Annotated in this window: 28 protein-coding genes; 6 read left to right on the forward strand and 22 right to left on the reverse strand. The window is 39.8% G+C overall.

Features of this window, described 5'->3' with window-relative positions; genetic code table 11:
• Positions 1–59 precede the first annotated feature (59 nt).
• On the forward strand, positions 60–251 hold the full coding sequence (locus GHD25_RS01965) for a response regulator transcription factor (RefSeq protein WP_164214676.1): 192 nt from the start codon (positions 60–62) through the stop codon (positions 249–251).
• On the opposite strand, the gene GHD25_RS01970 is transcribed toward GHD25_RS01965, so the two are convergent.
• Complete coding sequence (locus GHD25_RS01970) at positions 208–573, reverse strand: hypothetical protein (RefSeq protein WP_164214677.1); 366 nt, start codon at positions 571–573, stop codon at positions 208–210. The genes GHD25_RS01965 and GHD25_RS01970 overlap by 44 nt on opposite strands.
• 326 nt (positions 574–899) lie before the next feature.
• Between GHD25_RS01970 and GHD25_RS01975 the strand changes: the two genes are divergently transcribed.
• Positions 900–1,526: an NUDIX hydrolase gene (locus GHD25_RS01975; protein WP_164214678.1), complete on the forward strand. Its 627-nt coding sequence runs from the start codon at positions 900–902 to the stop codon at positions 1,524–1,526.
• Between the two features lie 41 nt (positions 1,527–1,567).
• Here GHD25_RS01975 and GHD25_RS01980 read toward each other — a convergent pair whose 3' ends face one another.
• The 3 genes from GHD25_RS01980 to GHD25_RS01990 all read right to left on the reverse strand — a co-directional run bounded on the left by GHD25_RS01980 (position 1,568) and on the right by GHD25_RS01990 (position 3,341).
• Positions 1,568–2,131, reverse strand: coding sequence for a D-glycero-alpha-D-manno-heptose-1,7-bisphosphate 7-phosphatase (locus tag GHD25_RS01980; protein ID WP_164214679.1), 564 nt, complete (start codon positions 2,129–2,131; stop codon positions 1,568–1,570).
• Between the two features lie 57 nt (positions 2,132–2,188).
• Positions 2,189–2,668, reverse strand: coding sequence for a hypothetical protein (locus GHD25_RS01985; RefSeq protein WP_164214680.1), 480 nt, complete (start codon positions 2,666–2,668; stop codon positions 2,189–2,191).
• A gap of 196 nt (positions 2,669–2,864) precedes the next feature.
• Complete coding sequence (locus tag GHD25_RS01990) at positions 2,865–3,341, reverse strand: PaaI family thioesterase (protein ID WP_164214681.1); 477 nt, start codon at positions 3,339–3,341, stop codon at positions 2,865–2,867.
• Positions 3,342–3,511: 170 nt separating this feature from the next.
• Here GHD25_RS01990 and GHD25_RS01995 point away from each other — a divergent pair, with 170 nt between their 5' ends.
• Entirely contained in the window at positions 3,512–4,573 is a 1,062-nt protein-coding gene (locus GHD25_RS01995) for an NAD(P)/FAD-dependent oxidoreductase (RefSeq protein WP_164214682.1), read from the forward strand.
• Between the two features lie 210 nt (positions 4,574–4,783).
• Here the strand turns inward: GHD25_RS01995 and GHD25_RS02000 are convergent, their stop codons facing one another.
• The 8 genes from GHD25_RS02000 to GHD25_RS02035 form a co-directional block, all read right to left on the reverse strand.
• Positions 4,784–5,494 (reverse strand): LrgB family protein, encoded by a 711-nt coding sequence (locus tag GHD25_RS02000; protein ID WP_240452181.1) that lies wholly within the window; start codon positions 5,492–5,494, stop codon positions 4,784–4,786.
• Positions 5,467–5,835, reverse strand: coding sequence for a CidA/LrgA family protein (locus tag GHD25_RS02005; protein ID WP_164214683.1), 369 nt, complete (start codon positions 5,833–5,835; stop codon positions 5,467–5,469). The genes GHD25_RS02000 and GHD25_RS02005 overlap by 28 nt, the downstream gene beginning before the upstream one ends.
• Before the next feature lie 100 nt (positions 5,836–5,935).
• On the reverse strand, positions 5,936–6,109 hold the full coding sequence (locus tag GHD25_RS02010) for a hypothetical protein (protein ID WP_164214684.1): 174 nt from the start codon (positions 6,107–6,109) through the stop codon (positions 5,936–5,938).
• Complete coding sequence (locus GHD25_RS02015; protein ID WP_164214685.1) at positions 6,096–6,497, reverse strand: hypothetical protein; 402 nt, start codon at positions 6,495–6,497, stop codon at positions 6,096–6,098. The genes GHD25_RS02010 and GHD25_RS02015 overlap by 14 nt, the downstream gene beginning before the upstream one ends.
• A 71-nt stretch (positions 6,498–6,568) precedes the next feature.
• Positions 6,569–7,267 (reverse strand): isoprenyl transferase, encoded by a 699-nt coding sequence (locus tag GHD25_RS02020; protein ID WP_240452182.1) that lies wholly within the window; start codon positions 7,265–7,267, stop codon positions 6,569–6,571.
• An 80-nt stretch (positions 7,268–7,347) separates the two neighbouring features.
• The gene (locus GHD25_RS02025; RefSeq protein WP_164214687.1) at positions 7,348–8,814 is read right to left on the reverse strand and encodes a DUF4153 domain-containing protein; all 1,467 of its coding nucleotides are present in this window, start codon (positions 8,812–8,814) and stop codon (positions 7,348–7,350) included.
• Between the two features lie 98 nt (positions 8,815–8,912).
• Complete coding sequence (locus GHD25_RS02030; RefSeq protein ID WP_164214688.1) at positions 8,913–9,545, reverse strand: hypothetical protein; 633 nt, start codon at positions 9,543–9,545, stop codon at positions 8,913–8,915.
• A complete protein-coding gene (locus tag GHD25_RS02035) occupies positions 9,542–9,874 on the reverse strand; it encodes a PadR family transcriptional regulator (protein WP_164214689.1) in 333 nt (110 codons plus the stop codon). The genes GHD25_RS02030 and GHD25_RS02035 overlap by 4 nt, the downstream gene beginning before the upstream one ends.
• Before the next feature lie 477 nt (positions 9,875–10,351).
• On the opposite strand from GHD25_RS02035, the gene GHD25_RS02040 reads away from it, so the two are divergent.
• Positions 10,352–10,903 (forward strand): DUF3267 domain-containing protein, encoded by a 552-nt coding sequence (locus tag GHD25_RS02040; RefSeq protein WP_164214690.1) that lies wholly within the window; start codon positions 10,352–10,354, stop codon positions 10,901–10,903.
• Between the two features lie 535 nt (positions 10,904–11,438).
• On the opposite strand, the gene GHD25_RS02045 is transcribed toward GHD25_RS02040, so the two are convergent.
• From GHD25_RS02045 to GHD25_RS02060, 4 genes are all read right to left on the reverse strand, one after another.
• Complete coding sequence (locus GHD25_RS02045; RefSeq protein ID WP_164214691.1) at positions 11,439–12,089, reverse strand: SDR family oxidoreductase; 651 nt, start codon at positions 12,087–12,089, stop codon at positions 11,439–11,441.
• Between the two features lie 196 nt (positions 12,090–12,285).
• Positions 12,286–12,459, reverse strand: a complete 174-nt coding sequence (locus GHD25_RS02050) for an anti-repressor SinI family protein (RefSeq protein WP_164214692.1) — start codon at positions 12,457–12,459, stop codon at positions 12,286–12,288.
• A gap of 96 nt (positions 12,460–12,555) precedes the next feature.
• Entirely contained in the window at positions 12,556–13,266 is a 711-nt protein-coding gene (locus tag GHD25_RS02055; RefSeq protein WP_346426763.1) for a response regulator transcription factor, read from the reverse strand.
• A 140-nt stretch (positions 13,267–13,406) separates the two neighbouring features.
• Positions 13,407–16,661 carry an ATP-binding protein gene (locus GHD25_RS02060; RefSeq protein WP_164214693.1) on the reverse strand — a complete coding sequence of 1,085 codons (3,255 nt, stop codon included), beginning with the start codon at positions 16,659–16,661 and terminating at the stop codon, positions 13,407–13,409.
• A 222-nt stretch (positions 16,662–16,883) separates the two neighbouring features.
• Here GHD25_RS02060 and GHD25_RS02065 point away from each other — a divergent pair, with 222 nt between their 5' ends.
• Positions 16,884–17,705, forward strand: a complete 822-nt coding sequence (locus tag GHD25_RS02065; RefSeq protein WP_164214694.1) for an alpha/beta fold hydrolase — start codon at positions 16,884–16,886, stop codon at positions 17,703–17,705.
• A 22-nt stretch (positions 17,706–17,727) separates the two neighbouring features.
• On the opposite strand, the gene GHD25_RS02070 is transcribed toward GHD25_RS02065, so the two are convergent.
• Positions 17,728–18,366, reverse strand: a complete 639-nt coding sequence (locus tag GHD25_RS02070; protein WP_164214695.1) for an endonuclease III domain-containing protein — start codon at positions 18,364–18,366, stop codon at positions 17,728–17,730.
• Between the two features lie 555 nt (positions 18,367–18,921).
• Here GHD25_RS02070 and pstB (GHD25_RS02075) point away from each other — a divergent pair.
• Entirely contained in the window at positions 18,922–19,758 is an 837-nt protein-coding gene (gene pstB, locus GHD25_RS02075) for a phosphate ABC transporter ATP-binding protein PstB (RefSeq protein WP_164214696.1), read from the forward strand.
• A gap of 550 nt (positions 19,759–20,308) precedes the next feature.
• On the opposite strand, the gene pstB (GHD25_RS02080) is transcribed toward pstB (GHD25_RS02075), so the two are convergent.
• From pstB (GHD25_RS02080) to GHD25_RS02100, 5 genes are all read right to left on the reverse strand, one after another.
• Entirely contained in the window at positions 20,309–21,082 is a 774-nt protein-coding gene (pstB, locus tag GHD25_RS02080; RefSeq protein ID WP_164214697.1) for a phosphate ABC transporter ATP-binding protein PstB, read from the reverse strand.
• A gap of 26 nt (positions 21,083–21,108) precedes the next feature.
• The gene (pstA, locus tag GHD25_RS02085) at positions 21,109–21,978 is read right to left on the reverse strand and encodes a phosphate ABC transporter permease PstA (RefSeq protein WP_240452184.1); all 870 of its coding nucleotides are present in this window, start codon (positions 21,976–21,978) and stop codon (positions 21,109–21,111) included.
• 3 nt (positions 21,979–21,981) lie between these two features.
• Positions 21,982–22,902, reverse strand: coding sequence for a phosphate ABC transporter permease subunit PstC (gene pstC, locus GHD25_RS02090; RefSeq protein ID WP_240452185.1), 921 nt, complete (start codon positions 22,900–22,902; stop codon positions 21,982–21,984).
• Positions 22,903–23,018: 116 nt separating this feature from the next.
• Positions 23,019–23,918, reverse strand: a complete 900-nt coding sequence (locus GHD25_RS02095) for a phosphate ABC transporter substrate-binding protein (RefSeq protein ID WP_240452186.1) — start codon at positions 23,916–23,918, stop codon at positions 23,019–23,021.
• A gap of 471 nt (positions 23,919–24,389) precedes the next feature.
• Positions 24,390–25,157 carry a polysaccharide deacetylase family protein gene (locus GHD25_RS02100; RefSeq protein ID WP_164214700.1) on the reverse strand — a complete coding sequence of 256 codons (768 nt, stop codon included), beginning with the start codon at positions 25,155–25,157 and terminating at the stop codon, positions 24,390–24,392.
• Positions 25,158–25,269: the final 112 nt, after the last annotated feature.

Below are 25,269 nucleotides of genomic sequence, written 5' to 3' on the forward strand. Positions count from 1 at the left end.
TAGACTATACTTAAAATAAATAAATGAATTCTTTTGAAGTGACATGGCAGGTGCAAAAAATGTTTACAATCATGGTGGTAGAAGACGATAGAACCTTATTTGAGGAAATAAAAGATTGGCTTTTTCAGTGGTCCTATAAAGTTATTGGTTTAACTGATTTTTCCAATGTGCTGCAGAAGTTCATTGATGGCAAGCCGGATCTTATATTCAAAGGGGTTTTTCCTGATATTTATCCCGCAGCATACGTTTAAGCTTTGGGAATTTAAATATTCCGGTAATCGTTAATAAGATGATAATAGCTATCGAACCGAGCATCCGATATTCAAAGTTTATCAAATCGAACCAAAATATACTTAGCGGGAACATGATTGTAAGCATGATAACATAGGGAATAGCCATAAGCAGGTATAATCCTTTCCCTTGTTTAAATCTAAAAACAGCATCCCATTTAGCTTCATCCATATGATAAACCGCCTTAATCAGCATGAACAACATCAATAGAATTCCAACATAAGATAAGGAACCAATGATATCCAATAGAATGTAAGAAAGTATAAAGAAAAATAAACTCAAACAGAATCCCTCATTTTTTAAGGTTGCGAACAAGCTTGCGTGCTGTCAGCAGCAATCACTTTATATATGCTGCATTATGCCTTGCCATATAATATAATAGGATAAAATTATATGAAATGAAAGTGTATATATGTATTGCTTTTAAGAAGGGTCAGACTGTATTTATGAGTCATGTTAGCAGTAAGTAATTTTATTAGAACAGATGAAGGGCAGTCTCTCTCCTCTCCGTATGTTATGACTAATCCCTTTATTGGCTTTATCAAATCAAAAAGCTGTATAATAGAATATAAACATCGTGCATATAATGTTGATATGGAGGTGGAAGATTGGAACTTGAAGCAATTCTGACAAAACTGCAAAAGCGTGAGCCCACTATATTAGGCTATGAAAAATTTAAAAAATCTGCTATTCTCATTCCTCTGCTTGAAAAAAATAATGAACTCCATCTTTTGTTTGAAGTGAGATCCTTTACAATGCGCTCGCAGCCAGGGGACATTTGTTTTCCGGGCGGGAAAATAGATAGTCAGGATCAAAGCCCGCTTCATGCAGCCATCCGCGAAACGACAGAAGAATTGGGCATCGGCGAAACAAGCATCCAGAAAGTAATTCCACTTGATTACCTTGTAGCAGATATGGGCAGAATCATTTATCCATTTATCGGCAGCCTGACAAACCCGGAACAGATTACACCGCATGAAGCTGAGGTCGAAGAAGTTTTCACCGTGCCGCTATCCTTTTTCCTGGAAACAAAACCGGAAAGACATAAAGTCAATGTCCAGGTAAAGCCGGATGAGTCGTTTCCATTTGAACTAATTGTAGGAGGCAAAGACTACAATTGGCAGGTGAGACAAATAGATGAACTGTTTTATCAGTATAACGGGAAAGTAATTTGGGGATTAACTGCTAAAATATTGACGCATTTTATAGATTTGATCAAGCATGAGCCCGTATAAGCTTATAGTTTACATGACCCATAATGAGTATCTCATTTGGGTCAACTATCTTTATATTGATTTGCAAAGGTAACATCCTCCCCTGCCACCCGCGCAGCCGCTGATAATAGATTCGAAAAACACATATCTGCTTCCACTTTCTGCTTGTCTTCCCTTTCTCCAACAAGTATCGTCTTCATTCCGGCCTGTTTTCCCGCCTCAATATCAGGCTCCCTGTCCCCGATCATATAACTTTTCTCCAAATCAACTTCATGCTTTTTCGCCAGATCCAAAATCATTTTTGGCTTTGGTTTTCTGCAGTCACAGCCTGCTTTTGGTTTATGCGGGCAAAATGCGACATCATCAATGGAAGCGGAGAATTTCTTCAATTCGGCATCCATTTTTGCATGTATATCCGCCAAAGCGGATTCATCCATGAAGCCAAGTCCAATCCCGCCCTGGTTTGTTACAACAAACACCTTATAACCAGCATCATTAAAAGATTTAACCGCTTCTCCCACACCTTCCAGCAAATAAAAATCCTCCGGACGATTTACGAACTTCACACGGTGCGTGAGTACCTCATTGATGACTCCATCACGATCGAGGAATATGCCTGCATGCAAAAAAACTCCTCCTTATACAAACCTTTCTATAGATAGAGTTGCCGGGAGTTCAATTATTCATTCATTCTTTACATTTATTCTGTTGTGGACATGGGGGCTTGTACGAAACAAATCTGCTTTTACTCTTTTCTTTAACTCTTCACGCAGCAATGAAAAGTCCTTCTCAGATAAATAGTCCGTATTTATTTGTTTTTCTCTTCCATTGTTCAACTTAAACATAAGCAGGTTACTCACCACAATACAATAATCAATATTATCGTAGTAAATTGTGGACCTGGGCAGCAGCGGGGCATGGTAAATCGTCAACAAATCCTCTTCCAGGTAAATATATTCCTGTTCATGTTTGCTCATATAGTATACCCCTTGGACCAATCCGATAATCAAAGGAATAAAGCTGAAGAAAACGATCACACCTTCAATCGGAGCTTCTTGGAAATAGAATTGAAAAACAATTAGGATCAGGCCGACAAGCGCCGTACCGAAACCGCTATAAGCTTTTTTTGCCCAATTCTTTTCATCCGTAAAGTTAAATTGCACGTAAACACCTTCCTGTCCTGCAGCAGTTGTATAGACTATTTTATCATTTCAGTTTTTTGAAGTCCATACGATTTCCACTTAATGAAAAAGGCCGATTCCTCTGATGCTTGATAAGTAACCGGCTTTTCCAGCGTGGAATAGAGAGGCTAAAACATCATATATACTTGCCGCTCTCGGATGAAAGAGAGTGTGAAAATTATTTGAAAGTATCCGGCATAACAGCGGCAACTACCTCCCCTTTGGCACATAGCGTCCCTTCTGCATATACTTCCGTATGGATTTTCCACTTTTTTGAATGGATTTCCTCCGGAGTGCCCACCGCTTTCAATGGCACGCCATGGGGTGTCGGTTTTAAATAATCCACGTTTAGTGACGCTGTGACAAAACGGGGCGGTAACTCCCCATCGCCAATGGCATGTCCATTTTTACGATGCAGGGACATGGAAGCGGATCCCGTTCCGTGACAATCTACTAAAGATGCAATTAATCCGCCATAGACAAAACCCGGTATTGCCGTATGTTCAGGGCGTGGTGTATAAGCTGTTACTGTTTTGTCCCCCTCCCATTTTGTTTTGAAGTGCAATCCCTCCTCATTTAAACGGCCGCAGCCATAACACCAGGCATAATCGTCCGGATAAATGTCCTGGATTGCTGCCTTTTTTTCTTCCATCATTTGCAAACACTCCTTTTTTTATTTCAGTATAGCATAAGTCCAATAAAGGAAGGCTTCACTGCAGGAATAGAACCGTCCCTCTGTTTCAATGAAAAGAGTGACAACCGTTTACATCTTCGTTACAATAGGATGTGGTATACATAGATCATGATCAAAAGCGGGGTTTTTATATGAAGCGTTTAGTTGTATTGGGCGGGGGATATGGCGGACTGAAAACGTTATTGGGACTGCTGGAAAATCAGCTGCCGGATGATATAGAAATAACATTGATTGACCGAAACCCCTACCATTCCATCAAGACTGAGTTTTACACCATTGCAGCTGGGACCTCGGCTGAAAAAGATGTACGGCTGGACTTTCCGGATGATAAGCGTGTCCAATACGTTTATGGAGAAATTGATCATATTGATACGGAAAATGAGGAGATTACATTTAGCGACTCCAGCAAAGCGGTGCCGTATGACTACTTAGTTATCGGATTAGGCTGTGAAGATAACTACCACGGTATTGATGGGGCTCGAGAATTTACAAATAGCGTACAAACCTTCGAAAATGCACGCTATACGGGGCTTGCTGTCTGTAACTTAAAAGCTTATGGAAAAGTTTCCGTGGTCGGGGCAGGTTTAAGCGGGATTGAAGTTGCGTCGGAAATACGGGAAAGCAGACCTGATTTGAATATCCGTTTGCTTGACAGAGGGTCCACCGTTCTAAAAGCGTTTGATTCAAAAATCCAGGAATATGTCGCTGAATGGTTTACGGCAAATGATGTGGATGTCATTCATCATGCTAATGTAGAATACGTAGAAAAAGACGGCGTTTGCAATAACGGCGTTTGTTATGTAAATGATGTCACCATCTGGACTGCCGGTGTAAGACCAAATTATTTGGTGAGGGAGCTGCCGTTTTCAAAAGATAATCAGGAGAAAATCATGGTGAACGAGTTTTACCAGGTTCCTGAAAAAAAGAATGTTTACGTTTTGGGAGACTGTGCTTCCTCGGAGTTTTCTCCAAGTGCCCAATTGGCCGGACAGCAGGGAGAGCAGCTTGCCGAAATTCTTTTCGATGTATTAAGAGATAAACAGCCAAAAAAACCCGGAAAAATAAAGCTGAAAGGAACGCTGGGATCCCTCGGAAAATCGGATGGTTTTGGAAATATGATGCAAAAACCGATGACAGGTCTTCTGCCGCGCATTGCGAAAAGCGGTGTGTTATGGCTGAATAAGCGGCATTAAAATGTACCTGAAGAAACATGAAATAACTGCATGCAAATCAGGCACGTAATCCTGTAAAGGCATAATTTTTTTACTTTTAGTTGGTTATAAATACAAATGATACCTTAAAAGCAGCCGATTGGTTTGATCACAAAAACAATCGGCTTTATTAATAATATACCGTTACTATCCTGGTTTCCAAAAACTATTACCATGAAAGTTTATCTATTTCTACAACAATATAGAAACCAATCCGGGTGTAATCAGAGAAACCACTACCGCACTGATCACCATGGCTATTGTACTGATCGAACCCTCCAGCTGACTGCTTTTCATTGCTTCAGCAGTTCCAATGGCGTGGGAGGCACTGCCCAGCGCAAGCCCGCGGCCAATGGAAGATTGCAGGCGAAGCAGGCTGAAAACATACTCATACATCAGCCCGCCACCAATACCTGCAATCATTACAAATACGGCAGCAAGTGAAGTGATGCCCCCCATCGTTTCTGTTACAGCCATAGCCACAGGCGTTGTTACTGATTTTGTCGTAATGGAATACAATATTGCTTCCTCAAAACCTGCCTGCTTTGCCAATAATAATCCTGTTATCACACCGATAAAAGATCCGGCAGCAGTTCCAAGCAAAATCGGACCGGCCATTTTCACCAATGTTCGCCGGTGCAGATAAAGCGGATATGCCAGGGCCACCACGGCGGGGCCAAGCATCTTATTAATCCAATCGCCTCCCGTCATATATTTCTCATATGGCAAATGAAAAACAACTAAAATAGTGATAATAAAAATGGTTGATAGAATTATAGGTATGGTAAATGGATTGGTAAACCTTTTATGTATGTTTCTTGCAGCTAAATATACAGCGATCGTCAATATGACCGCCAGCGCCCCGATAATCACATTCATTGTTTTCTTTCCTTCCCATGCCAAAGCAGCTGCCCTGTCAGACCCGATACAGCCATCACCAGTAGCGTACTAATAAGTACGATGATGACAAGCAGAAATCCTTTGCCTGTAAACACCTCAAAGTACTGCATAATTCCCACTGTTGCCGGGATAAAGAAGAAGGTAAGATGCCTGACCATAAAACCCGCTCCTTCCTCAATCCATTCTACTTTTATGCCTCTCATAAAAAGCAGAATGAGGAGTAAAATCATCCCAATTACACTCCCTGGTATAAGCAAATTAAATATATTCGCTGCCCATTCACCGATCAGATATAAAATATATAAAATCCCAATCTGTATAGCTATTTTTACTGCCTTTACCACCTGAAGCCTCTCCCTAATAGATATGAAACTATTATACATGATAAAATACGCACCTGCTTGTTATAAAGCAAATGCGTATTATTAATGGTAAGTTCTCCATTCAGGCTCTATGCTGTTTGATCCAGGTTTTATTGTCATCAAATAATTCCCCGGCAATTTTCAGCTGCACTTTCACCCGGTTTTTCGCTGTCCCTCCTGCTATTATCTTTTGTTTCCCACTACTTTCAATGTCTGTCCGCCAGTCCAGTTTTATTTGAAAATCACTCCATATCAACCAATTTTAACTGATTATCTTCACTAAACTTCACATTTATCCATTTCTCAGCTCCGGAAACGTCTAATTTATCGGTTATTCCCGGTTCTGTACCATCTATATTTTCGCTATATTCCAGGTTTAATTCGAGCGTTGAATTGGCCATGTCATTAAAAGTAATATCAAACCAAACTATCTCTCCTTTTTTAAAAGTGCTATGATCCGCATTTACAACATTTTCGCTAAAAACTTCCGACCCGTCAGCATACATATTTAAGGAAATATGCTTCATGTTTAAGGATTCACTCATTTTGACTGAAACACCGCTGTCGTGCTGTTCAGCAGATTTTGCGGAACATCCGGCCACCATAAATAATGATAGCAGGACTACAAATATTTTTATTTTCATTTCCGGCCCCCTCGCATCCGGCTTTGTTTTTCCATTCTTTTTTCACTCATGATATCACCCGCTCATCTGAGCTATGAAATATGATGCACGGATTTCCTTTCCTGAACCTCACGCACCGCCCTCTTCAATAATTCCTCATTAAAATCAGGAAAATATACATCACTAAAGTAAAGCTCGGATAGTGAGCACTGCCATAACAGGAAATTACTTATTCTCTTCTCCCCGCCGGTTCGTATGACAAGATCCGGATCCGGCAGCTCCTTTGTATACAGATATTGTTGAAACAGTGCCTCATCCACTTGATCCAATTCCATATTATTTTTCTGGACATCATAAATGACCTTTTGTACCGCCTGCAGAATATCATCTCTTCCCCCATAATTAAAAGCAAAATTAACGATTAATCCATTATTATTTTCTGTTTCCATGACCGATTTTTGGAGTGCTTTACTTGTGGATTCCGGAAGCGCCTCAGTGTTTCCGGTAACAAGTATTTTAATATTCCTTCTCATAAATTCCGGCAGCTTTTGCTTCAGATATTTGACGGGCAAGTTCATGAGATAATTCACTTCATCTTTTGGCCTTGACCAATTCTCGGATGAAAACGCGTAAAGGGTAAGAATTTTTATATCCATTTCAATACTTGCATCAATAATCTTTTCCATTGCCTGTGCTCCTGCGTAGTGTCCCTGACTTCTTGTAAGTCCCCGCTCCTTGCCCCATCTTCCATTCCCATCCATAATAATTGCAATGTGCTTTAAATTAAGCATCTGTGCATCCCTCCAAAATGAGATTCTAATCATGAGAAAACCTGAATTAAACCATTTGTGTTTATGCTTGAATAAAGAGTTTATTTTTCTAAATCAAGGTCCTTTAATTTTTCAGTAACTGCTTCTATTGTAAAATTAAAGGATGGCCATGCCTCTTGTTCCGAATGTTCCTGCTGCATTTGCCGGTTTTGCAACATGCCTTCCAATTCAGGATAATCGGGTTCTTTTTCATACAGTTCCATTAACCCGTCTAATCCGGTGTAGGAAAGCGAATTTAAGTAATGAATATCAATTTTCCCAGTTTCCTCATAACGCTCCAGATTATTGTCAACAATAATCTGTTCGATATGGACAGCATTCAATACGGTATAAAAGGCCAATCCTGCAATGAGATAGAAATGGAGCAGTGACAACCGTTCGATCCATACCCGAATAAAAGTATATGCAAAAATCACCATCAAAAATATCATAAATCCATCTGCCAGAATACGATCCACGGTAAATCCATAGGCAGCCTGATACATGCTTAAACGCTGATACGCCGAAACCAGTATCACACCGCTTACTGATATCAGCAGGGAATACAAGATTTTCAAGGTCAGCTTTATACCTATTCGCTCGTCACTCGTAAATTTGAGGAAACATATTAACAAACTCCAATTAATGACTGTCACAAATAGAAGTTCAAAGAATCCCCTTCTCGCATATTCTGCATAGGTATAACCATCCTGCAGCCCATCATTGAAAAAATACGTAAATTGGATGACTGCAAATAAAACATACATGGCATTTAGCATGACTAAGATAGTAATAGAGATAATACTATCCCAATGAATATTTCTTTTAGCCAGATCTTGCTGTCCTTTTGCATTTGTATTTCGATTCAGCACTTGGAAAATTCCAAAGAACAGAAATCCAAGAAAAATCACGAGCGCAATCCGAAAAATACCCTCCATAAAATGAAGCTGCAAAAAAAACTGCGGCAATCGTAAAATCACATCCTGGAAAACAGCATCTGCTGACATGAGGAGACCAGTGATAATCAGCAGCAAAGGAACTCCAATCACCAGCCCAATTAAAATATGTTTGATCGTTTTTGCCGTTTGATCACTCATATTCGTAAATACCTTTTTAAGACTAAACTTGCCAAATGATGAAACATATTGCAGCCCTTCCCGCATTTTTTCAATTAATAAAAGGATGAATTGCGGTTTGCTCCAATTGAGCTGATTTGGACTGGTGATCAATACTATGTGAAAAAAGACAAGTACCGGTATCGCTAATAGGTTAAGCTGATAAAACAAGGCACTGTCGTGAAAAAGGTAGCTGCCTGCCAGTATCCAAATAGCGGCCATTAATAGCAAGCCAATTCTTCGATGATGAAAAGCAAAACGGAACCTGAGAAACAGGACCAAATAAAAACCAGCTATAAAAACAAGGTAAGAAACACCAATCCTTCCATGAAAGAAACTTAATTCTCCCAGTAAACTAAGCCCAAAACACATAAGTAAAAACAGCCAATCTCCTTGCCTGACTTGTATTTCCATTGGCAATTATCCCTCCCATACTGAGTAATTCTATATACATAGAAATTCTATGTATATAGATAAAAAAACACCTTCTTTCAGATACAAATCCATCCCTGCTATACGGAAGCTCTTTTTCCCCATCTATATCCAAGCCAGCTTACCGGATATAAAACCGCGGTACATAGAATACATACAATAATAAACCGAACGTTTAATAGCGGCCCGAACCATGTATATGGTATTAGCCTGAATATAATTAAATACATTAAAATTAAATTAGGAATGATAGAGATGAGGAAGGTCTTTTTCAACAGTTTATATCCCCCGGCACCAAAGGCCTTCCCGATTTCATATCCCAAAAGTCCCCAAAAGAAAATATAACCGATAATGATAATGGACGTAGCATCCGTCAGCAAGGACCATAATTCCTCAAGCCAGTTCCAGTCAAAAATATTATAGCCAATGGTCAGCAGGGCTCCCAGTGCAAATATAGCTACGTTGCACAGGACAAATAAACGCTGCATATTACTTGGCGTTACGGCTTTGTCTTCCTTCCACAACACCGCAATTTCTTCTGGTCTTCCCAGCCTTTCCGTCAATTCCCGGTAAATATCCGCTTCATCGATTTGCGTTTCTTCCAGCAAATCATATACATGTAATTCGTATTCCGCCATAATATCCTGCTTATTGGGGTGTTCCCCAATTTCTGTATCTAATTCCTGTAAAAACCGTTGTTCCCCTTCACTCATGATTCTCCTCTTTCGATCAGGTTATTCATCACCTGAACATATCTGTGCCATTCTGATTTTCTTTCCTCAAGTATTTCTTTTCCCTGAGCCGTAATGCGGTAATATTTCCGTGCCGGTCCCTTCTCCCTGTTCTGCCAGTAGCATTCAATGTACTCCTGCTTTTCCATTTTGTGAAGTGCCGGATATAAAGTCCCCTCCTTCACTTGCAGATTATGCTCACTCCGGCGGTCCATTTCTTTTACCAACTCATAACCATACATATCGCGCTCGTTCAACAACTGCAGCACAAGCAGCGACGTGCTTCCTTTTACAAGTTCACGATTAAACATTTTCTCACCTACCTAGAATTATTAGGTATCTATACTATATAAAAATTTATTTTAAATGTAAAGTGTTATTAGAATGCATAAAAATCTCTTACTGTATAAATGCAATTAAGGTTGTCATCTAAAGGCTTGGTGGCAATCAAGTTTTCTAAAGAGATTTAATGATTTTAAGCATGGGTATGCAGAAAATCTAATCACTAAAATTTTTAGGAATATGTATTGTTGACTCCTCGGTCTCGCAACTTCTGGTTTCCAGGTGAAAAATTATAATGGCTAAAAAGTGTAATTCAAGTAAATGCAATTTCAATGATTTAATTTGTATTTTGTGTTGACATTTCGTATTCTATCATATTAATTAAGCTTAGGAAGGATACGATCTTTTTTGACTAAAGGGCAAGATATCAAGATTCGTTTATAAAGCAATTTATAACAAGTATGCATTTATTTTTATTCTTGAAAAAACATTCAGGGGGAAATAACTTGTATCAAAACTACGAGGAGTTTAAGTCACTGGACTGGGAGGAAATCCAAATTCCTAAGAGAATAAATATAAGTATATTTATTCTTATTGTTATAAGTATTTTAGCAGGTCAATATTTTGTATCGCTCATTGAATTATTAGAGTTAATTAAACAAACGCCTTTATTAAAACTTGTGATTCCATTATTAATATTGGTGTACATTGTGTTGCACGAACTAATACATGGCATTCTGATGAAATATTTTAGTGGAGTAAATACACAATATGGCTTTAGCGGACCTTTTATATTTGCCAAAAGTGAAGCAATTTTTAATAAACCAGCTTACATGTTAATTACAATAGCACCGATGTTAATTTTAGGAATTATCTCTGCTGTGTTAAGTTTTATCATTTCAGGAACGGGAATCTGGCTAACTATATTTTTATGGATAATTAACCTATATGCCTCAAGGGGTGACTTACAGGCAATAATTTTACTAAAAAGCCTTCCACGTATATATGGTATAAAAGATGAAGGTGATTCACTTCAAATATACAAACCAATAAAATGATTCATTACAAATTATTATAGTTACTAAAAATAATGTGAAGGTTTACACTTAAAACTATTGGCTACGTTAGTTGAATAAAAAAATAAAATATCACGATAAAGGTTTGGGACAGAACTCTTAGGAAACATTGAAAGAATGAACGATTCACACTGTTAGCTCCAGAATATATAAGTGAACTCCCGGGGCTGAGCTAAATGCCCGCCCCGCCATAAAGGTTTGCAGGAGAAATGGCATCGATGAGTTCCCTCAAGGTGCCACCTCCGCGGGGGCTCTTCATCAGCCTGCGCAAAGTAAAACCGGTAATCGGCAAAAGGGAGTATGATCGGACGTCGCACTTGTGCCAATGGTAAGCACAGTATATTTCCGGTTCGGGTTTTATGCACATGTTTAAGAGATTTATCTTCACTAAAATTGTTTTTCCCAGATTCATATCTTTGTATTTATATTGCTATTTTGGCCTTTAAACATATGCTATTTAATATTTATTTGGGTTGTTACCAGCAACTTTCCTTCCAAAAATGACTTCCGTTAAAACTTATATATTTTTCAATGCTTCTTCAATCCCCGTTTCACCGGAGAGAAGATCAAACGATTTATAATGGGTATTTTCTTTATTCAGGCTCCCAACAACGACACGCGCCACATCTTCCCGGGGAATCTTTTTCATTTCCCTGAGATTTTCCGCAGCGGTAATCTTTCCTGTCCCCGGCTCATTTAATAATCCGCCCGGCCGCACGATGGTGTATGTTAAACTACTGTTCATCAGTGCTCTGTCCGCATAGTGTTTTGCTACATAATAATGGCTTGGTGTACCTTCTCCCCAGCTTTCTCTATTATGTGCCTGAAGCGCACTCACCATTATAAAGCGTGATACACCTGACTTTTCAGCTGCCTCCACGGATTTAATCGCACCATCCAGATCAATTAACATCGTCTTATCGGCTCCTGTGCTTCCACCGGATCCTGCCGTGAAAATAACTGCGTCACTCCCGGTCATTGCTTCCTGCAGCTTTTCAGCGCTCTCTTCCAGATTCGCAACTACCGCTTCTACTCCTGCTTGTTTTAACTCCTGTGCCTGGGCCTCTTTTCTCACCATAGCTGTTACGGTATGTTCTTTACTGTCTTTCAGCATTCTGACTACGTGTTTGCCAATTTGCCCATTGGCTCCGATTACAAATACTTTCATATGGCAGCACTCCTTTTATTTACTATAATAATCATTATTTCAGAACTATTGCTGCCAGGCAAAAGTACTGCTTTAGCGGATGAATTGCTTCTGTTGGATTATGACTCTCACTTCCCGTTTATAGCCAGAAGCGCTTACATAATAATGCTTTTTCATAACGTAAATTTGGTTTTACAGCATTCAATCTCTTTTATGTTTACTCTGCCGCTTTATAATCCAAAAAAGTATCTTTTTCCAAGTATGTTTTCTTTTTTAAAAATTTGCGAACTTCTTTGACGGTCAACCCTGCATTTTTTGCTTCATTGATTAATTTTACCCATTCCCGATCCAGCTCTTCCCCCGCTAATCCTTGCCGTGGTTTTATATGCATGCTCCGTCTCCGCCTTTCTTATTATTAAGATGTTTATGTATCTGTCTGAAGCTATTCTATATCAGAAAGGTTAAAAGAAAGTTAAACATACCAAATTTATTTCATGTGCCCTGTAAATTTGTAGCCAAACCCCCTTACTGTTTGTATAAATTCCGGATTTCTGGGGTTTTTTTCAATTTTCCTCCGCAAATTGCTGATGTGCACTTTTACGGCATTATAATCGCCAATCATTTCTGTCCCCCATACCCGATCATAAAGCTGTTCAATGGAAAACACTTGGTTTGGATATTTGGCAAGGAATATCAGGAGCTGCATTTCTTTTGTATATAGATGCACCGGCTCCCCTTCCAGGTATACCGAATAGTTGTCCAAATTAATTTCCAATTCATGGATCTTTAATATGTTTTGCCCGTCATGATGGAGCTTCTCGTGAATAGCTCTCCTTCTCAAGTGTGCCATTACTCTTGCACGTACTTCTCCAGGATCGAAGGGCTTTACTATATAGTCATCCGCCCCTGCCTCCAGTCCTGTAATCCGATCTTCATATTCCCTTTTTGAGCTAAGCAGTAATATCGGCAGATTTTCATTAAACTTGCGAATTTCCCGGCATACCTCCAATCCGTTCTTTCCGGGTAAAAGTATATCGAGCAAAACTAAATCCGGTGATTCCTGCTTTACTATTTTCAGCGCTGCAATCCCGTTATCCGCCATCATTATTTCGTACTTTTCCTCCAGGTATAATTGAAGCAAATGACGAATCTCGTCATCATCTTCTACGATAAGAATTTTATCGGTTTTAATTTCCACTCAGCTCCGCTCCCTTTCTGACTCTAAAAACTTGGCTTGCTGTTAGTTGCATTTGTACTGGCAGAGAAAGTAATAGCCAATAACCGCTTAATGGTAAATTTAACAGGCGGAATGAATTTTAGTGACACTTAACTGTTTACTTACTGTATTGGCGTAGTACAGGCTTCTTCGTCTTCCTTTCTGCCCAATGGTAGCACAAAATGAAAAGCACTCCCTTCCCCCCTTTCACTCTCAGCCCATAAATGGCCATGATGGGCATCGATAATTTCTTTGGAAATGGAAAGTCCTAAACCGGAATGTGTATCTTCTTCTGTTTGCGGCTTTTCTTCCTGAAAAAACCGGTCAAATATATGTGTTATCGCTCCTTCCGATATGCCTTTTCCATCATCGGCCACAGTTATTTTCAGTAATGCATCCCATTCAGTCAGTGTTTTCCGAAGTTTCGGCTCTTCCCCTGGTATTACTTTTTTCATATGCACACGAATTGTACCGTCTGCTTTGGTAAACCGGATTGCATTAAAAATCAGATTTTGCAATACCTGATCCAGTCTGTCAGCATCAATAAGCACACTTTCCCTGGACTCGGCTTCATTCAATTCGCTGTAAATATAAAAATTTAAGCCATTTTCTTTAACCTCCCTTTCATATTTTAATAGAAGCATGTTCAGTATTTCTCCTGCTGTCATTTGCTGCCATCTGAAGCTGACTCTTCTTGCTTCCAGCCGGGACAGATCATATAGATCCTGAATAAGCCTGTCAATGACCAATATTTTTTTATAAACCATGTGCAAATAGCTCTCATCATTTCTGTCAACTACACCATCAAGCATTGCTTTTATATAACCTCTTACCGAAGTCATCGGAGTACCAAGTTCGTGGGATATATTGGACATCAATTGCCTTCTTGACTTTTCCATTCTTGCCAGCTCATCCGTCCTTAATTCCAGTTCCTGTGTACGCTCTGCAACCAATGATTCCAGCGAATGATTTAGATATGTCAGCTCTTTATTCACTTTCACAACTTCTTCCATCGTTTGCTTTAAAGATAGTAAGGTTTTTACACGTGCCAGCAATTCTTCCCTGGAAGTTGGTTTTGTCAAATAATCATTGGCACCTGCGTTAAAAGCAGTGATGATATCTTCCGTTTGGGATCTGGCCGTCAGCATTAAAATCGGAAGATCGGTTAGTGAAAACTGCCCCCTGATTTTTTTGGCAGCGTCAAATCCTGAAATTTTTGGAAGCATGACATCCAAAATCACAAGATCATAGGAGCGGTCATTCCGAAGTTCATCCAGCACCTTCACCCCGTCATCTGCCACTTTTATCTGATAACCAGCCATGGATAAGTGATTCAGGAGCACCTGAATATTAACCGGTTCATCATCCGCAATCAATATTTTACCTAAAGGCTCCGGATTCTCATGATGCAAAAGCACGCTCGTTCCAGCTTGCTCAGATGAAGTAAAGTAATGACTCACACCTATTTCCTCTTCCTTAAAAATCGGTATGGAAAAAGATACGTTCGTTCCTTCCCCCAATGCAGATTCGACTTCTATTCTGCCGCCATGAAGTTCCACTAGCTGCTTCGTAATCCTTAGTCCAAGACCTGCTCCCTTTTCTGATCTGTCTTCTATATTGGAGCCCCTTGTAAAACTGTCAAAAATGTGCATCTTATCCTTTTCAGACATGCCAATCCCGCTATCTCTCACTGACACAATTACCATGTTCCTATCCTGTTCAGCAGTGATTGTAATTTCTCCTTTATCAGTATACTTGATTGCATTCCCAAGGAGATTATATAATATTTGCTGCAATCTGTTTTGATCCCCTGCGACATGCGGAAGATGCTCATTAATTTTATTTTGTATTGTTAGGAACTTACTCCTGTTCATCGATTTGGAAATAGTGCATACCATATCCGTCAGCTTTTTCAGGTTGACCCGGCTTATTTCCAAATTTAAATCTTGATGTTTTAATTTCGAGGCATCAAGAAGATCTTCAATCAGCTGTGCAAGCCGTTTTCCACTTGAAATAATCAAGGATAGATTGTGCTGTATTTCCTCGTTTGATCCTTCCCTCTCTTTTATAAATTCAGCCAATCCAATCATCCCATGAAGCGGTGTGCGTAATTCATGGGAAGTATTGGCCAAAAATTCATCCTTCAGTTCATTTGCCTTTTTTAGGTGTCTTACTGCAAGTTCCCGGCTTTTCAGCGCACTTTCCTCTGCTTCCTTCTTTTCCTTTCTGAGCTGTCTTATTCTTTCACCGAGTGCAAGGGAAAATAGAGTAATTCCTATGACTGAACCAATTTGAGAACTGTACGTTGTTAAAAAGTTGATAGGCAGCAAGCCCATATCAGCAATGGAACTGACGAGCGCCCCAATAAAAAACGCTGTCCAGCCGTAAAAGAAATACTTTGCCGGCACATGACCACGCCGCCAGCTTAAAATGATGGAAGGCATAATAATAAGACTGATAGTACCTACAGTGGCAGCCATGATAATATTTAGCGCCACTTCATAATTAAAGAACAATATAGCCATTAAAATCGGCTGCAGAAACACAATGCCTTTCATCACTTTGTCCATACCCGGCAAATAGTATTTTGTATCTATAAAAGATTTTACAAATAATAATCCTGTCATATTCGTGCACACAATGAAAAATAAAATCGCACGGTGATTCCACCAGGATTCTTCAGGCCAGATATATTGATAGGCTAACCCGTTCAAAGTGAAGTGCATCAACATTAATGTAACTATAAAAAGAATATACCAAAGGTAACGCGACAACTTTAACGAAAAGAACAAAAACAGATGGTATAAAATCATAAACAGGCTAAAACCGTAATAAATACCAAGGAGTATATATTCCAGCTGACTTTTCTGCCGAAATGCATCCCTGGACCACAGTGTAACAGGCAGCTGCATGGATCCATCACTGTCCAGTTTTACATAATAGGTTTGCATGGAACCCGGCGGAATATCCAATTCAAAAATAAAATTCCTGTGATGCACTTCCCTTTCATAAAATAACAGCCGGTCCCCTGTTTTACTGCTGCGAAATTTTCCGTCATCGGATTTTGTATAAAGTTCTATCGAATCATGGGGCGGGTAGGCAATTTCAAGCATCCATTCACTATTTGCCGACCGGTTTTCAAATGTTATGCGCATCCAGAAGGTGGAAGGGGTATATCCGTAATTGGGGATATTTCCTTCATATAGATAAAATTGATCATCCCATTTGCCCGCGGCAATCTCTTCCAGGGTTATATTGTTATTTTCATCTTCCAATAGTTCCATCAAGGAACCAAGCTCATATACTTCCTGTTCGGGGGCCAACTTTGTTATTCCGGATGCCATTACCTGATCAGTGTAAACAAAACAAACTATCACTATGAATATGAGAATACAAGTTAAAATGTACTTTATGCCCCCACCCCCAGTCTGAATATTCCATAATACTAATATACTAAAAGCAACAATTATTTTATAGCCTTTTTCATATTCTTTTTATTATTTTGAACAGTACACAAATAAAAATCCAATTATTTTCCTCAAATCTGCAGATTCTGGTAACATAAAGGGGAAACTATAAATTGGAACAGGACGGATAGCATGGACCACTTCACCAAAACCACCATAAAACTTCCCAATGCTCATATATATTGTGAGTACATTTTAAATGGGAAACCTCCCCTCCTGCTTATACACGGACTAGTGGCTTCGGTTTATACGTTTAAAAAGATGATGCCGCTCCTGGAGAAGGATTTTTCCGTCATTGCCATTGACCTGCCCGGATTTGGCAGAAGTGAAAAATCGGCCAGATTTATTAATTCCTACGAAAACTTTGCAAAACTCATCGCTTCCTGCATTGATTATTTTGATTTGAAAGAAGTATATCTTGCCGGTCATTCCATGGGTGGCCAAATAAGTTTATATACGGCTAAACTTTTTCCCGAGAAAATTAAAAAACTGATCCTCTTAAATAGTTCCGGCTATTTAAAACCGTCAAACCATTGGATCAAACTGCTTTCTTACGTTCCTTATTTTTATCTTTTTATAAAGAAGAGCGTCAAAAAACAAGGGGTTAGAAGCACGCTGGAAATAGCACTGTCGGATCATTCGGTAATTACAGAAGAAATGATAGAAGAATACAGCAGACCATTAAAAGAAAAGCAGTTTTACAAGTCGCTTCTCCGGCTGGCTCGTTACCGTGAAGGCGATCTGCGTTCAGCGCAAGTAAAGCAGATTACCACTCCGGTCCTTTTAATATACGGGGAGAAAGACAGGATTATCTCCTTAAAAGTAGCAAAAAAATTGGCAAAGGACCTGCCTAATGCCAAATTGCTCATCCATCCGAATACAGGACACTTATTTACAGATGAAATACCCGAAAATCTTACGGAGCAAATACGAAGCTTTGCGCTGGAATCATAATTATGCATTTATTTTTTCAGCGCTAAAATCTTTGTTCACAAACATCCAATAGCGGGCATCCTTCACAGATAGGTGCTGCTTTGCAATGCGTCTTCCCATGTGCCACCAATAGTGCATGGTATTCATTGAACAAAGAGGTTTCTTCCGGAAGTGCTCTCTCCACCATTTCTCTGAATCTATCATATCCGTGTGGCACATTATACCCTAACCTCCTAAAGATCCTTCTCGCATAATTATCTGCAATGAACACCGGTTTTTCCATCGCATACAGCAAAATAACATCGGCTGTTTCATTGCCGATACCATAAATGTTTAATAATTCCTTGCGCAGCTCATTTTTCTCCCTGAATTTTAAAAGGGAAAGACGATAATCATATTTTTTATACCAGTACAAAAAAGCTTTAATTTTTTTTGCCTTCATATTGTAATACCCGCTTGGGCGGATGAGATGTGCCAGTTTTTCCTCTGCAAGCTGATGCATTACTTCCGGCTGCAAATAGTGTTTCAGATTTTCCAGTGCTTTTTCGGCATTTTTCCAGTTCGTGTTTTGCACAAGAATAGAACCAATCATCATTTTAAAATCACTGTCAGCCGGCCACCATCCCTGTGGGCCGTAATATTCCAGCAGGCGCCTGTAAATGAAATCATAGGATTTTATCATTCCTTTTCCCGCCCCCATTTCTTGCATGAATATATTATATACAATACCCCGGTTTAATTTTTATAGACAATTTACATAAACTTTACATTACATACAAACTACCTTAACATTCATCCTTTATACTAGAAATTAAGATGGAACGGTGCTGGAAGGATCGGCACATGAATTGGAGTAAACCTTGAAAAATATGATTCGCATATAAAAGGAGCATCAGGCTTAATTGAAGATCTGTAAACACTTCAATATTAAAAATATGAAACTGTCATGACCGGATGAGGGTGTGGAAACTACTCACATCCTATATGACTTTTGCAGCCGGAATGCAGCATATGTCAACCTTGCAGCAGTATTATACTGCCTTTTATTATTTTTTACACTGAATGAAATAAATGTGGTGGAAAATTTGTCTTTCCTCTAAAGGGATTCCTGAAAGCGTATCTTGCTTTCCCTGGATGCCCTTATACTGGGAAGTGAAGGCTCTGATAGCGTCTGCGCAGGACGGAAAGTCTTATGCTTTCTGTACTGCCAAAAAAGATTTGAAGGAGTGAAATGCCAATGAGTAGTGTTACAGAAGCAATTGATATCATTGGAAATACTAAACTGCCGAATAAAAGGAAGTCAGGTCCGGACGTTTTGAAACGGGTTGTCTATGATACAACGGATTTAAATCTGTGGTACGGCGATAATCATGCATTAAAAGAAATTAATTTACCAATGTATGAGAAGGAAGTAACAGCCATTATCGGGCCATCAGGCTGCGGAAAATCCACCTATATTAAGACATTAAACCGAATGGTCGAGCTCGTGCCCAATGTCCGCATTACCGGCACGATCAGGTATAACGGCCAAAGCATTCTCAACAATTCATTTAAGGTGGAAGAACTGAGATCGCGTGTCGGAATGGTATTTCAAAAACCAAATCCATTTCCGAAATCCATTTATGAAAATGTAGCCTACGGTGCAAGAATACACGGCATTCGCGATAAAAAAGTACTTGATCAGATCGTGGAAAAGAGCTTGAAAGATGCAGCTCTATGGGATGAAGTCAAAGATCGTCTGAAAAAAAATGCAAACAGCCTTTCCGGCGGTCAGCAGCAGCGCCTTTGCATTGCCCGCTGCCTGGCAATCGAACCCGATGTAATCCTAATGGATGAGCCGACATCGGCGCTGGATCCAAGATCAACAGCAAAAGTAGAAGAACTTGTACAGAACATGAAGCAAAAATATTCCATAGTAATGGTGACACACAACATGCAGCAAGCAGCGCGTATTTCCGACAGAACCTCCTTCTTTTTGAATGGCGAGGTTGTGGAATACGATTATACCGAGGCACTTTTTAATCATCCTGGTGATAAGCGTACAGAGGATTATATCTCTGGAAGATTTGGATAAGCAGCAGTGTAAAATAAGGGAGAAGCAATTGTGATTATTGTTTCTCCCTTATTTTTTATGCACTCTCTCTTGTCAAATATTACAAAGAGAAAAAAGTTGCAATATGAAAAAGCACCCTCTTTATTAGCGGGTGACTTTGCGCAAATCCTGGTTATATGTACACACATCCCTTTCGGCATCAATCAAGCAGAAAGAGACATGTTTATTAGGTCAAGGTGGAGTAAAAGGTTTTCCGAATCGTTCCTAGGCCACAGAAGACCAGAGAAGCAGGAGAGGTTTTGCCCAATAAAAGTGCATACCAGAACAGCATATTGGAACCCTGTATGAGACAGGTTCTTGTTCTTACCGCCAAAGAACAATCAATTATTAAGAGGTGCTTTGGCAGCTAAGAAAACATCAACCTTCCTGATACCTGGAATATGCTGCGTATTGATTGTATAAGCACAATTGAGCTTGGCGATAAGTCAGGTTTTCTGCTGTTTCCTTCTTTCAGCTGTATAATAGTTATGATAAACCTAACGATTAAGCTGCTTATAATCGAAAAAGTGACCTACCCAAATTTCCCTGTTATATAATCTTTCGTTTGCTTTTCTTTTGGGTTCGTAAATAATTGATTTGTTTCATCCGTTTCAACAACATAACCATTAAGGAAAAACGCCGTTTTATCTGATATCCGTGCTGCCTGCTCCATATTATGGGTGACAATCACTACAGTATAATTTTGCTTTAGCTCATTAATTAACGCTTCCACTTTTGTTGTGGAGCCCGGGTCCAGCGCTGATGTCGGTTCATCCATTAATATAACTTCCGGCTTAATCGCCGCTACCCGCGCAATACAAAGTCTTTGTTGTTGTCCACCGGAAAGACTCATGGCATTATCGTTCAATCTGTCCTTCACTTCATCCCACAGGGCTGCTTGCCGCAAACTTTCCTCAACAATACCCATAAGTTCTTTTTTATTCTTTAATCCATGTGCTCTGGGGCCGTAGGAAACATTATCAAAAATACTTATCGGAAATGGATTCGGCTTTTGAAAAACCATTCCGATTGACTTTCTCAATTGAACCACATCAACATCAGGGTCATATATATCCTGACCGCCAATTTGTACGCTTCCTTTAACACGTGTTTTAGGAATCAAATCATTCATTCTGTTTAATGTCCTTAAAAATGTTGATTTTCCGCAGCCTGATGGACCAATAAGTGCAAAAACTTCATTTTCTTTTATATCCAATGAAATACTATTCAGCGCATGTGTTTGACCGTAAAAAAAGTCCAATTGTTCAACAGCTATTTTTACATTTCTTTCTTCTTGATTAATCATCTAAAATCTACCCCCTATATCGCTGGTCATACAGAAAAGCGTCTGACTAATAATTTGAATAAACCTGCAGCAGCAAAATTAATGATTAATATAAGAATGATTAGAACAGCTCCTGAACCCATAGCCATTTGCAAATCCCCAGTTTCCATTGCTACCAGGTATAAATGCAGGGCAAGTGTCCTGCCCCCATCAAATATAGATTGAGCAAATAAAAGACTTCCGCCCAGCGTTAATAAAAATGCTGCCGTTTCCCCGATAACACGTCCAATCGACAATATTAAACTGGTTGTAATACCCGGCAATGCCAATGGCAATACTATTTTTTTAATCGTATACCATCGTGTCGTACCCAGTGCCAGACTTCCTTCTTTTAACGGATCCGGCACACTCCTGAGCGCTTCTTCCGAGGCTCGGATAATTACAGGTAAAATCATGATTACTCCCGTTAAAGCACCTGATAAAATGGACCAGCCCCCTGTATAGTCTCTTAAAACAATGACAAAGAAAATAAAGCCGAACATCCCAAATACAATAGATGGTACACCTGCTAATAATTCCGTTGCAAATCGGAGAATTTTCTTAAATCGACCTTCGGGCATGTATTCGTTTAAATAAACTGCTGTCCCCACCCCGATAGGCGTTGCAATAATCATAACAAGTACAACTAAATAAATTGTTCCTAATATCGCGGGTAAAACACCGCCTTCAGTTCCCATACTGCGGGGCTCATCAAATAGAAAATCCATACTAATCACGGAAAAACCGTTAAGCATAATATAAAAAACAATTGCAAAGAGTGTGAGGACTGTTAACGCTGCCGCCAGGCTCAATAAAGTAAAGGCGAAGATTTGATTTCGTTTCACCTTAATCATGTGATTGGGTTTCACTTTGAACATGGATTAATCCTCCTTTTTCCTGAGTACTAGCGTGATGGAATTGATAATGATGATAAAGATAAAAAGTATGATCCCCGTTGCAAATAAAGCCTGACGGTGCTCAGGACCGGCATATCCCATTTCCAGCGCAATATTTCCTGTTAGCGTTCTGACAGGGGCAAAAATACCTTCCCAGCCTGCTTCGGGAATCTGTACGGTATTTCCGACTACCATAATAATTGCCATCGTCTCTCCAATTGCCCGGCCAACACCCAGAATGACTGCAGCAAGCACACCGGATTTGGCTGCAGGGACTACCACTTTGTATATTGTCTGCCATTTAGATGATCCCAGGGCTAAAGCAGCTTCTTTATATTCATTGGGCACAGCCCGGATTGAATCTGCAGATATGGAAATAATTGTGGGCAAAATCATAATCGCTAATATAATTGCTCCAGCAAGCACTGAATAGCCTGTTTGATAACCGGCCGGCAAGTATTCACTCAATGGACCACGTGCTAAACGCCGAATTACATCCAGCATGACTACCATGCCAAAAAGCCCAATGATAACCGATGGAATACCTTCCATTAACGTGATTGCCGGTCTGATTATCCGCGCAACTTTAGGAGGTGCTATTTCCACTAAATACACAGCAACAGCAATTCCAATTGGAGCACCGATCAAAATAGCCAGTAAAGTTGCTATCACAGAACCAACAATCATTGGGAAGATGCCATACACTTGATTTGACGGATCCCACTCTGTCCCGAAAATAAAATCTGCAATGCCATAGTCAATCATGAAAGGCATTCCTTCGTTAAAAATAAAAAACGCAATAAGACCTAAAGATGTGATAGCAGTTAAAGCCATGACAAACAGTACTTTTTTGACTATGCCTTCTTCTATATTACTTTTATTATTTCTCTCCTTTTGAAACTTCAAATCTATCACTCCATGACAGCTCATAAATTTATATGTGAAAAAAGTGTAAAGAACAGGGCAGTCTGATCCCACCCTGTTCTATTTAAAGCTCTATTTAATTAAGCTTTATTTGAAAATTAGTTAACGGAAATAAATCCATTATCTTCAACGACTTGCTGACCTTCATCGCTGAGAACAAAATCAAGGTATGCTTGTGCAACTTCGCTTAATTCAGTTTCTTCATTGGCCACATAATTAAATGGTCTCGATACTGGATAGTCTCCAGCACTGATGCTTTCTGCAGTCGGCTCCGCGCCGTCAACCAAAAGTCCCTTAACCGTATCATCCATGGCACCTACCGATACATATCCGATAGCATTTGGATCATTAGCTACACCTTCTGCAACAGCACCGGTAGAATTTTGAATAAGTGCAGAATCTACTAATTCCGCGTCACCCAGTACGATGTCAGTAAATGCACCTCTTGTTCCTGATCCATCTTCACGGCTGATTACAACAATGTCTGCATCGTCTCCACCGACTTCTGACCAATTTGTAATCTCTCCGGCAAAGATACTAGTAATATCTTCCAGCGCTAAATCTGATACAGGGTTGTCCGGGTGAACAATAATTCCAATACCATCAATGGCAATAACCCATTCATCAATACCTGTCTCGTCTTCTTTAATTTCACGGGATGCTGCTCCGAAATCTGCTGCATTATCTTGTGCAGCTGTCACACCTGCACCTGAACCGCCACCGGAAACTTCTATTCTGGCATCAGGATTTTGTTCCATAAAGGCAGCTGCCAGCTCTTCAGAAAGAGGTTGAACTGAAGTTGATCCAGCCATTGTTACCGTACCTTCCAAACCGGACTCTCCATTATTGGAAGCCTCTTCTGCATTATCAGAAGAAGCGTCATTTTCTTCTGTATTTTCTTCTTCTGTGTTATCTTCCTCAGCGTCTGATCCACATGCAGCGAGTCCAATAACTACTCCTGCAATCAGCAGGAACAAAAGTACTTTTTTCAATTTCATCAACTAATTCCTCCCTGTGTTGTTGTTAACCTCACTTTCAAGTATAGGTGTTGAATGTTAAGGAAGTTTGTATGTAATGTAAAGTTTATGTAAAGTAGTAGGTCTTTTGTCAGCAATAATTTGTTGTGTTAGGGAATGGGTCCTGGAAATGGATGTTAACCTGTTTACACATATATGAGAGATTATTTGATTACTTTTGTCCACTGAAGCAACCGGTGATAGTATATTTCGAAAGGATCATCAGCCTGACTCTTATGCGAAGCCATACATTAGATAAATACTAAAGAGAGCATGGGTGAGTATTGTAATTTGAAACGGCTTGATTCAGGTTGAAATGTTTTATCGGAGAACACCTCCGGCAGGTATAAGTATGGCTACTTTCATTTCCTATTTATTTAAAATTAAATAAGCGTGATGCTTCCATCCCTGTGATGGCGGAAGTCACGCTTACTCTTATAGATAAAAATGCTATTACTTAGCTTCATTTACATTAAGCAGCTCAGGAATCGTCACAAATTCCATTCCCTCTTGCAGGAGACGGGGAATAATTACATGTAAGGCATTTACAGTGCCTGATAAATCCATTGTCCAATCACCGCCATCATGCATGAGTATAATAGAACCCGGTGTAGTATTTGCCAGAACGTTCTCTGCAATTACTTCAGTGCCCAGCTGCTTCCAATCCAGTGAGTCCACATTCCAAAGAATCTCCGTATTGCCCATCTCTCCCAGCAACTGAACAATTTCCCGATTTAGAGCTCCGTATGGAGGCCGGAATAACCTGGGACGGAAGCCCAAAATTTGCGTAAGAGCGTCTCCCGCTGCATTTACTTCCCAGTGCACCCTTTCCAGGCTTTCTTCTGTTAAGTTGGGGTGCCAATACGTATGATTGCCGATGGCATGGCCCTCTGCATGAGTTCTCCTGACAATATCGGTATGTTCTGCTGCCCTCGCCCCCATCTGAAAAAAAGTTGCTTTTACCTGATATTCATTTAAAACATTTAATACTTGCGGTGTATAGCGGATATCCGGGCCATCATCAAAAGTCAAGGCCACCTCATTTCCTTCAGGGGCCCCCCTTAGATAAACAAGGTTGGGGAACTCTCGCTGTAAAACTGAATTTGCAACTAAACTCGGCTCTCTGCCGATACTTTCCGGCCCCCCCTCCGGTTGACTTTGAGGTACATCCCTATAAGGAACATTGAAGCTTCTCCATAAATATCCATCAGCATTGTACATATTTATTGCTGCCTCCCCATCTCCATATTTACCCACATATCCATTACTCTATGAAGATGGTGCGCTGCTAGTTACAGAATGGCTCACGAACAGTAAACTATACGTTTGTGAC

Source organism: Virgibacillus aidingensis, assembly GCF_010994035.1.
Taxonomy (GTDB): Bacteria; Bacillota; Bacilli; order Bacillales; family Amphibacillaceae; genus Virgibacillus_N.